8 protein-coding genes are annotated in these 15,002 nt (G+C 66.2%); 7 read left to right on the plus strand and 1 reads right to left on the minus strand.

The features are described from left to right. Window positions 1–301: 301 nt before the first annotated feature. The 7 genes from EF294_RS13470 (at window position 302) to EF294_RS13500 (ending at window position 14,048) form a co-directional block, all read left to right on the plus strand. Window positions 302–1,696: an alpha/beta hydrolase-fold protein gene (locus EF294_RS13470; RefSeq protein ID WP_123930938.1), complete on the plus strand. Its 1,395-nt coding sequence runs from the start codon at window positions 302–304 to the stop codon at window positions 1,694–1,696. 165 nt (window positions 1,697–1,861) lie between these two features. Further along, entirely contained in the window at window positions 1,862–2,491 is a 630-nt protein-coding gene (locus tag EF294_RS13475; RefSeq protein WP_246007847.1) for a DUF732 domain-containing protein, read from the plus strand. A gap of 13 nt (window positions 2,492–2,504) precedes the next feature. Beyond that, window positions 2,505–3,506, plus strand: a complete 1,002-nt coding sequence (locus EF294_RS13480) for a cutinase family protein (protein WP_123930809.1) — start codon at window positions 2,505–2,507, stop codon at window positions 3,504–3,506. 188 nt (window positions 3,507–3,694) lie between these two features. Continuing rightward, complete coding sequence (locus EF294_RS13485; protein WP_123930811.1) at window positions 3,695–4,708, plus strand: LLM class F420-dependent oxidoreductase; 1,014 nt, start codon at window positions 3,695–3,697, stop codon at window positions 4,706–4,708. Between the two features lie 319 nt (window positions 4,709–5,027). Then, window positions 5,028–6,947, plus strand: coding sequence for a long-chain-fatty-acid--AMP ligase FadD32 (gene fadD32 / locus EF294_RS13490; RefSeq protein WP_123930813.1), 1,920 nt, complete (start codon window positions 5,028–5,030; stop codon window positions 6,945–6,947). Window positions 6,948–7,155: 208 nt separating this feature from the next. Continuing rightward, window positions 7,156–12,465, plus strand: a complete 5,310-nt coding sequence (gene pks13 / locus EF294_RS13495) for a polyketide synthase Pks13 (RefSeq protein ID WP_123930816.1) — start codon at window positions 7,156–7,158, stop codon at window positions 12,463–12,465. Window positions 12,466–12,500: 35 nt separating this feature from the next. After that, window positions 12,501–14,048: an acyl-CoA carboxylase subunit beta gene (locus EF294_RS13500; RefSeq protein WP_123930819.1), complete on the plus strand. Its 1,548-nt coding sequence runs from the start codon at window positions 12,501–12,503 to the stop codon at window positions 14,046–14,048. A gap of 148 nt (window positions 14,049–14,196) precedes the next feature. Here EF294_RS13500 and EF294_RS13505 read toward each other — a convergent pair whose 3' ends face one another. Further along, on the minus strand, window positions 14,197–14,955 hold the full coding sequence (locus EF294_RS13505) for a VIT1/CCC1 transporter family protein (protein WP_123930822.1): 759 nt from the start codon (window positions 14,953–14,955) through the stop codon (window positions 14,197–14,199). Window positions 14,956–15,002 lie beyond the last annotated feature (47 nt).

Below are 15,002 nucleotides of genomic sequence, written 5' to 3' on the forward strand. Positions count from 1 at the left end.
CGGGATGAGCGGCTACTTGCACAACTCACACCACAGAAGTCACAAAAATCTCACCCGCCACAGCGTGGCGACGCGCCAACCGGCGCCTCGACGTGTAAGAAACACCTGAGGCGTAATGGCATCAGTGAGATTTCTGTGACTTGAGAGGCCACTGAGTCGATGCGGTTGCCGACCGCGATGCGTCGACCATCAGGGTGCGAAGGAGCGCGAGGGCATGCGAACAGTGAGTGCGGGGCGAACGAGTGGGCGGGTGTCCTCTCGCGGTGCGATGAGCCGGCGAACGCCGCGGGTCGTCATCACGATGGTGGTGGTCGTGCTGGTGGCACTCGGCTGGGCCGTGATCGGTCAGCAGGCCGCCGTCGGTGCCCCGGCCCCGGCGCCGGCCCCCGCGAGCCCATCGGCTCCGCCGAGTCCTGCCCCGGCGACACCGGCCCCGGCGGCCACTCCCGCGGCCTCCCCGGCGCCGACCCAGCCCGCCCGCGTCACCAAGGTGTTCTGGTACACCGACCGTCGTGTCGCGCTCTGGGTGTTCTCCCCGTCGATGAACACCGAGATCCAGGTCCAGATCCTGCTGGCCCGTGATTGGTGGGCCAATCCGACGGCACGCTTCCCTCAGCTGACCATGCTCGACGGTTTGCGCGCGCAGGACGATCAGAGCGGCTGGGTCATCAACACCGACGTCGTCGACTTCTATAAGGACAAGAACGTCAACGTCATCCTGCCCGTCGGTGGCGAGTCGAGCTTCTACACCGACTGGAAGGAAGCCGACAAGGGCAAGAACTACAAGTGGGAAACCTTCCTCATCCACGAGCTGCCGCCCATCATTGAAGGAGACTGGCGCTCTACCGATGTCCGTGGCATCGAGGGGCTCTCTATGGGTGGCTCGGCGGCCATGATGCTCGCCGCACGCAACCCCGGGTACTACAAGTTCGCCGCGTCGTTCTCCGGCATCCTGCAGCTCACGTCCTATGGGATGCCGCAGGCCATCCAGTTCGCCCTCCGTGACGGCGGCGGCTACGACGCGATGAAGATGTTCGGCCCGCCCAGCGACCCGGAGTGGAAGGCTCACGATCCGTATCTGCTCGCCGACAAACTGCGGGGCACCAGTCTCTACATCTCGTCGGGCAACGGCATGGTCGGTCCGTATGACAAGCCGTCCGATATCCCGCTGCTGGCGACCAACTACTCCGGTGTGGGCCTCGAGCTGCTCTCTCGGGTCACCTCGCAGCAGTTCGCAATCAAGTTGAACCGTTTGGGAATCCCCGGACAAGCTGTCTACCGGGCCTCGGGTACCCACACCTGGCCCTACTGGGAATTCGAGATGCATCAGGCCTGGCCCCAGGCGGCCGCAGCGCTCGGCCTCAGCGGTGACAAGGTGGCCTGCGGGGTCAGCCCGGCCTTCGCGAAGGTCGCCGGCCCGGCACGGCTGGGAGTGTGTCTGACGCCGGAGTACGGCGTACCCGGCGGACGCGCCCAGGACTTCGCGCAGGGCCGGATCATCACCGGACCGAAGGGCCCGCAGGTGGTCGGCGGCGCGATCGGCGGGGCATATGTCGGTGCGGGCGGACCCGGCGGCAAGCTCGGGCTGCCGACCAGCGGTGAGATGCCGTGGGGTCGCGAGGGCGGCAAGACGCAGACCTTCGAACACGGCCGGATCAACTGGTCGCCGACGGGCGGCGCGCAACTCGCGCGATAGATCCAGCTCACACACGCGGCATCCAGATGGGTGCCGCGTGTGTGCGTCCTGAGATCTGACTGTGGAATCGCGATGTTTGCGCAGGTGAGGTCGCTCCCGTGGCGTATCACGTCCGACTTGTTGGGTAGCCTTGCTGACGGTCGGAACAAACCACCACGTGTGTGTATGCCGGTCACCGGCACGCCTCTCGTCGAACCAGGGGTCGGAGAATTCGAGGCGGCATCGGTGATGCGTGACGAGGAAGTGATGATGACGAAGTACTTGAGGCTGGGTGTCCTGATGGCCGGCGCGATGTTCGCGCTGGGTTCGTTGGCGGCATGTTCGGACGACTCCACAGCGAGCGCCCCGATCACCAGCAATCCGGTCACCACGACGTCGCTGTACTCCGCGCCGTCGGGTGCCTCGGCGTCGAGCGCGCCGGAGTCCGGCCAGGCATCGGTCGTTGCCACCCCGACCACCGGCGGGTCCACGCTCCCGGCGACCACTCCTGGCTCGACGGCACCGGCCTCGGCATCGGGACAACTCACCGGGCCGGACGGGGCGCCGCTCGACGACAAGGCCAAGCGGTACCTGCAGGCCTTGCGCAGCCAGAATGTGACGCTGCTCGGTGACACCGACAACGGTGTGGCGCTGTCGCTGGCCACGTACGTCTGCGACGCGCAGAGGAAGAACACCGACCCGGTGACCACCAATGCCTACGTCACCGCACTGGTCGCGCCCGGCACCCGGAACACCGCAGAGGCCAATACCAAGGCCGACAAGGTGATCAAGGCCGCCCAGGACAACTATTGCTAGTGGTGGCCGACCTGTGAACGCCCGGAAGAAACGCTCACGGACCTCACGTGCGCTGCGTTTGCTGATGATCGTGGTCGCGCTGATCGCCGTCATCGCGATCGTGCTGATCGTGATCTGGATCAAGGGCATTGTCGAGGGTCCGCCCGCGCCGCCGCGCGGTGGCGGCCCGTCGTCGACGTCGACCCCACCGAACCGGCCGCAAGCCCAGCCCGCCGACTGCGCCGACGTGTTGACACTGGTGATTCCGGGTACCTGGGAGTCCACACCGAACGACGACCCGCTGAACCCGACGTCCAAGCCGGCGTCGCTGCTGCTGCGCGTCTCCAAGGCGATCAAGAGTGAGTTTCCCGACTCACGCACCGAGGTGTACACGGTGCCCTACATCGCCGAGTTCCGTAACCCCACGATCCTCAATGATCGGCAGAGCAGCTACAACGACTCGCGCACCCAGGGCTACAAGCGTGCCGCGGGCAAGATCATCTCCACCCACGAGCACTGCCCACTGACGCGCTACGTCATCGTCGGCTTCTCACAGGGCGCGGTCATCGGCGGAGACCTCGCCTCGGCCATCGGCAACGGCCGCGGAAGCGTGTTGCCGCAGTCCGACGCCGATCTCGTCCTCGGGGTCGGGCTCATCGCCGACGGCCGCCGACAGCCCGGCGATCAGCGTGACATCGGACCCAACCCGCCCGGCGTCGGTGCCGAGATCGCACTGGCCGGGATGGGGTCGCTGGTGCCGGGGACCACGATGACCGGCCCGCGGCCCGGCGGATTCGGGGATCTGCGGGATAAGGTCGTATCCATTTGTGCCCCAGGGGATCTCATTTGTGACGCACCGACTGCATCGAATCCGTTGAGTGCCGCGAGTCAACTGGCGGGCGCGATCAACAACCCGGTGCACGCGATGTATGCGACGCCGCGGTACTGGTCTCTCGACGGTGCGACCGCGACCCAGTGGATGCGCAGATGGGTCAGCGGACTCATCGACGGGGCCCCGCGTCCGGCGCACAACTGAGCATGCACGTCGTGGCGTCGCGCGCTGCGGGGTGGCTGGCAAGGCCCTGAGTGGGGACCGATCCGTTTGGGCGGCGCCGACCTGCTGCATTAACGTTGTGGGCTGGCTCGGCGTGTCCTGCGGATTGGGGACGCTCCGCACGGCCACGAGAGTTCATGACGACGCCGCGAACGCGACGAGGAGAACCAATGACCCAGGGCGAGACCACCGGGACCGGTGGCGGCGAGACCACGCTGCGCGCGTTCCGGTTCGGCGCCGGTGGTGAGGGCAACAAGGACGAGGGCGGCGCCCGCAAGTTCGTGAAGTTGGCCCAGAGCGCCGAGGAATACGGTTACGACACCTTTGCCGTACCCGACCACCTTGGCAATCAGGTCGGCCCACTGGCCGCTCTGGGAGCGTTGAGCCAGGCCACTGACCGCATCAGGCTGGCGACGTCGGTTCTCGCGAACGGCTTCCGCCATCCGGCGCTGTTGGCCAAGGAGGCGAACACCATCGACGTCCTGAGCAAGGGCCGCCTGGAACTCGGGATCGGCGCGGGCTGGCTCAAGGAAGAGTTCGACAAGGCGGGTATAGAGTTCGAATCCCCAGGTGTGCGCATCCGGCGGCTCGATGAATCGCTGACGATCCTCGACAAGCTCATGCGCGGGGAGACCGTCGATTTCGACGGTGAGTTCTACCAGATCAAGGGGCTCGAGGGCAGCCCGCGACCACGTCAGGGACCGCGCCCGCCGATCGCCGTCGGCGGTGGCGGACCCAAGATGCTCGCCCTGGCCGCCAAACACGCCGACATCATCTCCGTGGCGCCCGGCACCACCGCCGATGGGCGGATGAAATTGTCGGACATGACCATCGAGAGGACCGCCGAGCGGGTCGACCGCATCCGGCAGGCCGCAGGCGACCGATTCGCCGAAATCGAACTCAACTGGACGATCGCGGTCATCGTCATCACCGACGACCGGCAGTCCACTGCCGAGATGGCGCTCAAGGCACTCGAGCAGGGGTATCCGCCGAACATCGAACGCGACACCGATTTCACCGTCGAGGACGTGCTGAACTCGCCGTACATCGCCATCGGATCGTTCGAGGAGATCGCCGACCAGATCCGGGCAGTGCGGCGGCGCACCTCGATGTCCTACGTCGGGGTGTTTCCGACGCAGATGGATGCCTTCGCACCGGTCATTTCGCTCCTCAAGGGAGAGTAAGGTGTGTCCTTGGTCCGGAGGCGGAAAACCGCAGGACAACCGCCGGCGAGGGACTACTTCAGTGGTGCGAGCGCGCTGCGTTGGAGTCAAGGTGGACATGACGATCATGAAGTAGGCGAAAGGGTTGGGAAGTGTCGTTCGACCGCGACCACTGCGGTCTTACCGACGATGGGTACCGACACGACCACTGGTGCACGGTACGGGACGACTCGAGGGTCACACTGAATCGAGCAGCGCGGTCGGGCGCCGCGGGGTGTGCCACGAGGTACGCACGGTATGCCCATTTGGGGCAGGAACGCGGGGGCCACAGGAGTAATGAATGCTGAAGACTGAATTTGAGCAGTTCCTCGACGAGAACCGTCAGCTGCACTTCACCGAGGACGCAACGCTCGTCGACTACGTCGAGCGCAACGTCCGAGACGCGGCTGACACACTCGCCTACCGTTACATCGACTACAGCCGGGAGCGCGAGGGCGAACGCCAGGACCTCACCTGGGCGCAATTCGGCAAACGGCTGCGGGCGGTGGCGGCACGGCTGCAGCAGGTCACCACACACGGCGACCGAGTTGCGATCCTCGCCCCGCAGTCGCTGGAATACGTGATCGGCTTCTTCGCCGCGCTCTACGCCAGCAACGTCGCGGTTCCGCTGTTCAGTCCCGACGAGCCCGGTCACACCGACCGGCTGACCGCGGTCCTCTCCGACTGCGAGCCGACCGCGATCCTCACTTCCACCACATCTGCCGAGGCGGTCCGCAACTTCTTCGCCGACCGCCCGGCCAAGGAACGTCCCCGCGTCATCGCCGTCGACGCGGTGCCCGACTCCGTCGGCTCGAGCTGGGTCGCACCCATCGCCGGTAAGGACCACAACAAGGACACCGTTGCCTACCTGCAGTACACCTCGGGATCGACGCGGGTGCCCGCCGGAGTCGAGATCACCTACCAGGCAGTGGCCGCCAACGTCCTGCAGATCTACGACTGCATCGAGATCGACCGCAACGCCCGCGGCGTCACCTGGCTACCGATGTTCCACGACATGGGCCTGCTCACGGTGATCCTGCCTGCGCTCGGCGGCAAATACATCACGATCATGAGCCCGCAGGCCTTCGTGCGTAGGCCCGGCCGCTGGATCCGCGAACTCGCCGCCGACGACGACAACGCACCCACCTACGCCGCCGCGCCCAACTTCGCCTACGAGCACGCCGCCGCCCGTGGCCTGCCGAAAGAGGGCGAGAAACTCGACCTCTCCAACGTCATCGGCCTGATCAACGGCTCCGAACCGGTGACCGTCAGTTCGATGAAGAAATTCAACGAGGCATTCGGACCGTATGGGCTGCCCAAGACTGCGATCAAGCCGTGCTACGGCATGGCCGAGGCCACCCTGTTCGTGTCGGCCACCCAGCGCGACAACGAGGCCAAGGTCATCCACGTCGACCGTGAAGAACTCAACGCCGGGCGGATGAAGGTCATCGACTCCGACGCGCCCAACGCCGTCGCGCAGGTCTCCTGTGGACAGGTCGCGCTCAGCCAGTGGGCCGCGATCGTCGACGCCGCCGAATACGACGAGTCCGGCGTCGGCATCGAGAAGGCCGACGGCGAGGTTGGCGAGATCTGGCTGCACGGCCTCAACATCGGCGCCGGCTACTGGAACAAGCCGCAGGAATCCAAGGACACCTTCGAGAACACCATCACCACACCGCTCACGCAGAACAGCCACACCGCGGGTGCTCCGGCCGACGCAACCTGGATGCGCACCGGCGACTACGGTGTGTGGCTCGACGGTGAGCTCTACATCACCGGCCGCGTCAAGGACCTGGTGATCGTCGACGGACGCAACCACTACCCGCAGGACCTCGAATTCAGTGCGCAAGAAGCCAGTCCGGCCCTGCGCCCAGGCTTCGTCGCAGCGTTCGCGGTCCCGGCCAACGAACTGCCCAAGGTGGTTTTCGAGCAATCCACCAGCGGACTGACCTTCGACCCGGACGACGCTTCGGAGCAACTGGTCATCGTCGCCGAGCGCGGACCGGGCAAACGCCACGACCCACAAGAAGTCGCCGACACCGTGCGCGCAGCGATCGCCGGACGCCACGGTGTCATGGCCCGCGACATCCTGCTCGTCCCCGCCGGGTCCATTCCGCGCACCTCTAGCGGCAAGATCGCCCGCCGCGCGACCAAGGCCGCCTACATCGACGGCAGCCTGCGGGGTGGGTATAAGCAGACGGCCTTCCCAGACTCGGTGTAATGGTGCCGGCAGTGTTCTTGGCGCCGGCTCCGCCGTCGTGGGTGTCTGCGCCCAAGAGCGCGGCTCTTCGCCGTCATCGCGGCGTCACCGCGCTTGTTGCTCTTTCTCCTGCATCGCGGCGCGTCGCACACACGACCTGAACCGGTCTGGGGCAAACAAGTGGACCTGCGCGGAGGCGGCGGGTCCGACAATTACACTGGATAGTGATATGTCTGAACTGAATAACGACGAGCCGAACAACCACGTCGACGTCACCAGCACCGACGGGGAGACCGCCGGTGGGCTGACCGTCTCCGAGCTCCGCGACTGGTTGCGTGACTGGGTGGCGCAGGCCACCGGTGTACCGGCCGATCAGATCTCCGATGACCGCCCGATGGAGGAGTTCGGTCTGTCCTCGCGCGACGCGGTGGCGCTGGCCGCCGACGTCGAGGACAAGACCGGCGTCATCCTCACCGCGACCGTCGCCTACAACCATCCGACGATCGCGATGCTGGCGACACGCATCATCGAGGGCGATCCCGACGAGGGCATCGATGCCGACGACGACCGCTTCTGGGAGCGCGAGCGCAGCGACGCCGACGACATCGCCATCGTCGGGCTCTCCACGCGATTCCCGAAGGCCGGTCAGTCGCCGGAGTCGACGTGGGAGGCGCTGATCGAGGGCCGCGACGGGATCTCCGAGCTTCCCGACGATCGCTGGACCGAGTTCAAGGCCGATCCGCGGATGGCCGAGGTCCTCGACAAGCGCAACCTGCGCGGCGGGTATCTCGACGACGTGAAGTCATTCGACGCCGACTTTTTCCAGATGAGCCCGCGCGAGGTCGAGATGGTCGACCCGCAGCAGCGGCTCGCGCTGGAACTGACCTGGGAGGCCCTCGAACACGCTCGTATCCCGGCCAGCGACCTCAAGGGCGGCAGCGTCGGGGTCTTCGTCGGCACCTCCACCAACGACTACCAGCTGATGGCCGCGCTCGGTCTCGGGGAGGGCGCCGACGAGACCGCGGCCTACGCCCTGACCGGCACCGCCACCTCGATCATCGCCAACCGCATCTCCTACTTCTTCGACTTCCACGGTCCGTCGGTCGCCATCGACACCGCATGCTCGTCGTCGCTGGTTGCCGTCCACCAGGCCGTGCGGAGTCTGCGTTCGGGGGAGTCCGCTGTCGCCCTGGCCGGTGGCGTCAACATGATCCTCACCCCGGCGGCGACCGTCGGCTTCGACACAATCGGTGCGGTCGCCAAGGACGGGCACATCAAGGCCTTCTCCGCCGACGCCGACGGCATGGTGCGTTCCGAGGGCGGCGGTCTGTTCGTCCTCAAGCGACTCGCCGACGCCCGCCGCGACGGAGACCAGGTCCTCGCGGTGATCTCCGGTACGGCAGTCAACTCCGACGGCCGTTCCAATGGCATCTTCGCGCCCAATCCCGAGGCGCAGGTGGAGGTTCTGCGATCGGCGTATGCCGACGCCGCACTCGATCCGCGTCAGGTCGACTACGTCGAGGCGCACGGCACCGGCACCATTCTCGGTGATCCGATCGAGGCCGACGCACTGGGCCGGGTGGTTGGTCGCGGACGCGTCGTCGGCGCCCCCGTGCTACTCGGATCGGCCAAAACGAACTTCGGACACATGGAGTCCGCAGCCGGTGCGGGCGCACTGGCCAAGGTCGTGTTGTCCATGGGACACAACAAGATTCCCGCGTCCCTGAACTACGCCGGACCCAACCCCTACATCCAATTCGAGGCGACCGGACTCAAGGTCACCGACGAGGTCGCCGAATGGCCGCGCTACTCCGGGCACGCCATCGCCGGGGTATCCGGATTCGGGTTCGGTGGTACCAACGCCCACGTGATCGTCCGCGAGGTACTCCCGGGCGACCTCGAGGAACCGGCCGCCGTCGCCGAACCGGCCGACGCGGCCGATGCCGAGACACCGGCCGCCGACCTCGACGACGAGGACTTCCTCACCGAGGCCGAGCGTGCGGTACTCGCCGCGCAGTCGGTCGCTCCTGAAGCGGACGCCGTTGTCGCCGAACGTGATCCGGCCGACGATTTCGCGCCCTGTGCGGTCGATGGGTCGGTGGTGCCGCTGGTGATCTCGGCGTTCCTGCCGTCACGGCGCCGCAAGGCGGCCGCCGATCTGCTCGAGTGGCTCGAATCCGATGCCGGGCAGAGTGCCCCGCTCGCCGACATCGGCCGCGCGCTCGCTCACCGCAATCACGGACGGTCGCGTGCCGTCGTGATGGCCCGCACCCACGAGGACGCCGTCAAGGGCGTGCGGGCAGTGGCCGAAGGCAAGGCCAATCCGCTTGTGTACTCCGCAGATTCACCGGACGCCGCGTCGGCGGTGTGGTTGCTCAGCGGCTTCGGGTCGCAGCATCGCAAGATGGCCAAGCAGCTCTACACCGAGAACCCGGTCTTCGCCAAGTATGCCGACCGCGTCGATCACCTCGTGCAGCGTGAACTCGGATACTCCATCGTCGAGATGTTCCTCGACGACGCGCAGACCTACGGCATCGAGGCCAGCCAGGTCGGCATCTACACCATCCAGGTCGCCCTCGCCGACACGTTGCGCCACTTCGGTGCGCAACCCGGTGTGCTGGTACCGCATTCGATGGGGGAGGCCTCGGCCGCCTACATCAGTAACGGTCTCTCGCTCGAGGATGCGACACGGGTGATCTGTCAGCGCTCGCGTCTCATGGGTGAGGGCGAGTCGATGCTCATCGGTGACGACATTCGGCTGATGGCCCTCGTCGAATACTCCGCCGAGGACATCAACGACGTCCTCGGCGACTACCCGGGCCTCGAGATCTGCGTCTACGCGGCGCCGACCCACACCGTCATCGGTGGTCCCGAGGCGCAGGTCGACGCCATCGTCGAGCGTGCCGAGAAGGAGGGCAAACTCGGCCGCAAACTGCAGACCAAGGGCGCAAGCCACACCTCGCAAATGGACCCGCTGCTCGGCGAATTGGCCTACGAGCTCACTGGAATCGAACCGCAGCGCCCGACCGTCGGCTTCTACAGCTCGGTAGACCGTGAGGCCTTCTATCGCCCCGGGCACGAGCCGGTGCACACCATCGACTACTTCCTCAAGGGACTGCGCCACAGTGTGTGGTTCTCGCAGGCCATCGCGAAGTCGGTGGAAAATGGCCACCGCACCTTCCTCGAACTCTCGCCCAACCCGGCGGTCCTGATCTCCGTTGCGGCGGTGACGTTCTCGGCCGGACTCCAGAACGCCGAGCTGATCGAGACGCTGCGTCGCAAAGAGGACGAAAGCTTCGGAGTCATCAATGCGCTGATGAAGCTGTACGTGCACGGTCACGCCGTGGACGTCGCGTCGTTGTTCGGCACCGGCGCCGGCCGGGGGTTCGCCGACATCCCGCGCACCCGATTCGAGCGAAAGCCCTACTGGCTCAAGGCAACCGTGAGTTCCGGTGGGGGCAGCGGATCGATCCCCGGTTCACACGTGGCGCTGCCCGACGGCCGGCATGCCTGGGAGGTCAACGCCGGCGCGGTCACCGACCTGCGTGAGCTGGTCCGTGCCGCGGCCGCGCAGGTCCTCGCCGAGGCGACGGTCGGTGCCGCGGTGGCCCACGGCGAGACCGGTATCGGTGTCGGCGAGGGCACGCTCACGACGACGCTGAGCCCGCACCCGGGTGGTGCATCGGTGACCGTGCATGCCAAGCACGACAGGAACTTCCGCCTGCTGTTCGAGGCGGTCGTCACCGGCGACACCGGCGCCGTTACCGCCGACAGCGCCCCCCAACCCGCCGACAGCGCCCGCCAGTCCGCCGACGGCGCCCCCCAACCCGCCGACGGCGCCCGCCAGTCCGCCGACGGCGCCATCGATCCGCGCAAGGTCGGCTACATCGACAACTCGGTGGTCGTCGAAGAGGAAATCATCGACGACATCGGTAACAAGTGGGACCCGCAATCAGGTGAGTCCATCGACGACCGGCTGGCGATCATCGTCGGCGAATCCATGGGCTATGACCCTGAAGATCTGCCCCGTGAGATCCCGCTCGTCGAGTTGGGCCTGGATTCACTCATGGCCGTGCGCATCAAGAATCGTGTGGAGTTCGAGTTCGACATCCCGCAGCTGCAACTTCAGGCCATGCGGCAGGCGAATCTCTCCGATGTCTCCAAGTTCGTGAACTACGCGGTCCATCACCGTGACGAACTCGACGACCTCGCCGAGAATGCTGCCGGCGGAGGCGAACTCGACACCGCCGCGCTCAACGCCTACATCGACGAGCAGAACGCCAAACGCGCTGACAGCGCTCCGAGCACTGCCGACAGCGCTCCCGTCCTCGCCGACAGCGCCGCGGCTCCCGCCGACCGCGCTCAGGAATCCGCCGACAGCGCTCCGGCCACCGCCGACCTCACCTCGCAGGCCGCGGTCGCCGAGGCCGCGGGCTCCGACGTCCCGCCGCGTGACGCCGCCGAACGGCTTACGTTCGGGGTGTACGCGGTGGTCACCACACGCTCGGCCGGCGGCATCTTCAACAAGTTGCCGGTCCTCGAAGAGGATGTGGCACAAGCGCTCACCGACAAGCTCAACGAGCGCACCGGAGGTGACATCGACGTCGAGGACATCCTCGATTCGGAGACCATCGAGGAGATGTCGAACTATGTTCGCGAGTTCCTCGACGCGGCCGCCGATACCGACGGATTTGTGCGCTACCTGCGACTGATCGAAGGGAAGAAGACCTACGATCCGCGGGCCGGTGATCCGACTCCGGTGCTGCTGTTCCATCCCGCCGGCGGTAACACCTCGGCGTACGAGGCGCTGCTCAAGCGGCTGCCGGATTCGGTGCCGGTCATTGGTTTCGACAGGGTCGAGGGCAGCATCGAAGAGCGTGTGCGGCAATACATGCCACGCCTGCGCGAGTTGCAGCCGCACGGCCCATACGTTCTTCTCGGCTGGTCGCTCGGCGGCGCGCTCGCCTATGGTGCCGCGCAGGTGTTGCACGACGAGGGCGAGCAGGTCGAGTTCGTGGGTCTCATCGACGTTGTCCGTCCCCGCCACGATGTCGTGGAGACCCCCGACACCAAGCGGGCCCGACTGGAGCGTTGGAAGGACTTCGCGATCCGCAACTACGATCTCGACGCCGACATCCCGATCCCGATGGATCGCCTCGTCGAGGCCGACGATGAGGGGCAGTTCGCGATCATCATGGAAATGATGTCGATGTCGGGCACCAAGATCCCCGGCGGAATCATCGAGCACCAGCGCACCTCGTTCATCGACAATCGCGCGCTCACCAACATCGCTCCGACGCCCTACGGCGGCAAGGTCGTGTTGTACCGCGCCGACAAGATGCACGACGGCGCGATCGAGCTTGAGCCGCAGTGGGCGGAGATCGACGAAGACGGTCGGTGGGGTGAGGTGGTCGACGACCTCGAGATCATCCACATCGGCGGCGATCATCTGTCGATCGTCGATGAGCCGTACATCGGCAGAATCGGCGCCGATCTGACCCGCCGACTCGGTACCGTCGGTTCCACCACCAGCAAGTGACAGACCGCGACACCGCGGACCACGCAGAGGATCACATGGACACCACCGCAGCCAAACTCGCCGACCTGAGGGCCAAGCTCGAACTCGCCAAGGAGCCGGCGGGGGAGACGGCGGTCGCCAAGCGCGCGAAGAAGGGCATCTTCTCCCCGCGTGAGCGGCTGGCGTTGCTCTTCGACCCGGGTACCTTCGTCGAGATCGGTGCTCTGGCCAAAATGCCCGGCGCCGCCGAGACCGGATACGGCGACGGCGTGGTGACCGGCCATGGCCTGGTACACGGGCGTCCGGTGGCGGCGTTCTCCCACGACCAGTCGGTGCACGGCGGCACAGTCGGAGAGATGTTCGGCCGCAAGGTATCTGCGTTGATGGAGTGGGCCGGAAAGATCGGGTGCCCGATGGTGGGCATCAACGATTCGGCCGGTGCGCGGATCCAGGACGCGGTGACCTCGCTGGCCTGGTACGCCGAGATGGGCCGGCGCAACGACCTGCTATCCGGACTCGCGCCGCAGATCTCGATCATCCTCGGCAAGTGCGCCGGCGGCGCGGTGTACACCCCGGCCAACACCGACATCCTCGTCGCCGTCGAGGACAAGTCGTACATGTTCGTCACCGGCCCGGACATCATCAAACAGACAACGGGAGAAGAGATCTCGGCCGAGGACCTCGGTAGCGCGCACAATCAGGCGCGGTGGGGCAACATCCATCACGTCGCCGCCGACGAGAAGACCGCGTTCGAGTGGGTCCGCGAGTATCTGCAGTACATGCCGTCGAGTTGTTACGAGAATCCGCCGGTGATCAATCCGGGACTTGAGCCCGAGATCACCGAGTCCGATCTCTCGCTGAACTCGTTCATGCCGGACTACGACAACGCCGGCTACGACATGCACGACATCATCATCAAGCTGTTTGACGACGGCGCCTTTCTCGAGGTCGGAGAATTGTTCGCGCCCAACATCATCACCGGATATGCGCGTGTTGACGGTCATGCCGTCGGGGTGGTAGCCAACCAGCCGAGCGTGATGGCGGGCACCCTCGACACCGACTCGTCGGAGAAGGCGGCGCGATTCGTCCGCATTTGCAACGCTTTCGGCATCCCGCTGATCTTCCTCGTCGACACCCCGGGCATCCTCCCGGGCCTCGCCGAGGAGCAGAAGGCGACGATTCGGCGTTCAGGCCGATTCCTCTACGCCTACGTCGAGGCGGATGTCCCCAAGATCACCGTGGTGCTACGCAAGGCCTATGGCGGTGCGTACGCGGTGATGGGCTCCAAGCAACTCGGCGCCGACCTCAACTTCGCGTGGCCGTCGGCCAAGATTGCGGTGATGGGTGCAGAATCGGCGGCAGCTGTGCTCACCCGTCGCCAGACCGAGGGCATGTCGGCCGCCGAGGCCGACAAGGTTCGTCGTGACTTCATCGACTTCTACAACACGATGATGGCCACGCCCTACCTTGCCGCCGAACGCGGCTACATCGATGCTGTCATCGAACCCGCCGAAACCCGCCTTCAGCTACGAAAGGCGTTGGCGCAGTTGCGGGACAAGCGGATGGTCCGCACCCCGCGCAAGCACTACCTGATGCCGATCTGACGGTTCCCGTCGCGTGTCGCTCCCGGTTACGGTGGTTCGGACCTGCCACCGTGGCCGGCGGTCTGGAGGCTCGTCGCTCTCGCCTCGCTCCACCTTCATCGATCTGGGACACCCCCACTTCCGGTAGCGATGGTCTCCCTTCCGACGCTCACCCCACCGCATGCCCGACGAGGCGACCGACCGCGAACGTCACGATCATCGCCAGCGCGCCGCCGACCACGACGCGGCACACCGGTCGCCCTGGTGACGAGCCGCCGAGCCGAGCGCCGGTGAATCCGGTCATTGCCAGCGCGGCGACGACCGCGATGAAGGTGATCGGGATGCGCAGCGATGCCGGGGGGATCAGGATTGCCAGCATAGGCAGCAGTGCCCCGCTGAGAAATGACACCGCCGACGAGGTGGCTGCCTGCCACGGACTGGTCAATGCGTGAGGATCGATGCCGAGTTCGACGTCGACGTGGGCCTCGAAGGCATCGCGGGCGGTGAGCTCGGTCGCCACCTGGCATGCGGTCTCGTGCGTGAGTCCCTTTTCCTCGTACAAACCGACGAGCTCGTCGAATTCCGCCTGCGGCTGCTCCCGGAGCTCACGGCTCTCCTTGGCCAACAACGCCTCTTCGGTGTCACGCTGGGTGCTTACCGACACGTACTCACCGAGCGCCATCGACACCGCCCCGGCCGCGATCCCGGCGATCCCCGCAGTGACTATCGGTCCCCGGTCAGTGGTCGCAGCGGCCACACCGATCACTATTCCCGCAGTGGAGACGATGCCGTCGTTCGCGCCGAGCACGCCGGCGCGTAACCAGTTGAGACGATTCGACAACGATCCCCTGGCATGGGGTTCGGCCGAATGCTGGTGCGGCGGCTCTGGTGGATCGTGCTCGGCAGCTACGCCGTCGCGAGTGGTCATGGAACCACCCAAACGCCGAAAGCCCTACCGCGCAAGCAAGGTGAGGC

It is taken from the genome of Gordonia oryzae, from assembly GCF_003797185.1.
Lineage (GTDB): Bacteria > Actinomycetota > Actinomycetes > Mycobacteriales > Mycobacteriaceae > Gordonia > Gordonia oryzae.

Excerpts from the sequence above, each read along its gene's own strand:
- EF294_RS13470 (WP_123930938.1), top strand. The coding sequence starts at position 302 with ATGGTGGTGGTCGTGCTGGTGGCACTCGGCTGGGCCGTGATCGGTCAG.
- EF294_RS13475 (WP_246007847.1), top strand. The coding sequence starts at position 1,862 with ATGCCGGTCACCGGCACGCCTCTCGTCGAACCAGGGGTCGGAGAATTC.
- EF294_RS13485 (WP_123930811.1), top strand. The coding sequence starts at position 3,695 with ATGACCCAGGGCGAGACCACCGGGACCGGTGGCGGCGAGACCACGCTG.
- fadD32 (WP_123930813.1), top strand. The coding sequence starts at position 5,028 with ATGCTGAAGACTGAATTTGAGCAGTTCCTCGACGAGAACCGTCAGCTG.
- pks13 (WP_123930816.1), top strand. The coding sequence starts at position 7,156 with ATGTCTGAACTGAATAACGACGAGCCGAACAACCACGTCGACGTCACC.
- EF294_RS13500 (WP_123930819.1), top strand. The coding sequence starts at position 12,501 with ATGGACACCACCGCAGCCAAACTCGCCGACCTGAGGGCCAAGCTCGAA.
- EF294_RS13505 (WP_123930822.1), bottom strand. The coding sequence starts at position 14,955 with ATGACCACTCGCGACGGCGTAGCTGCCGAGCACGATCCACCAGAGCCG.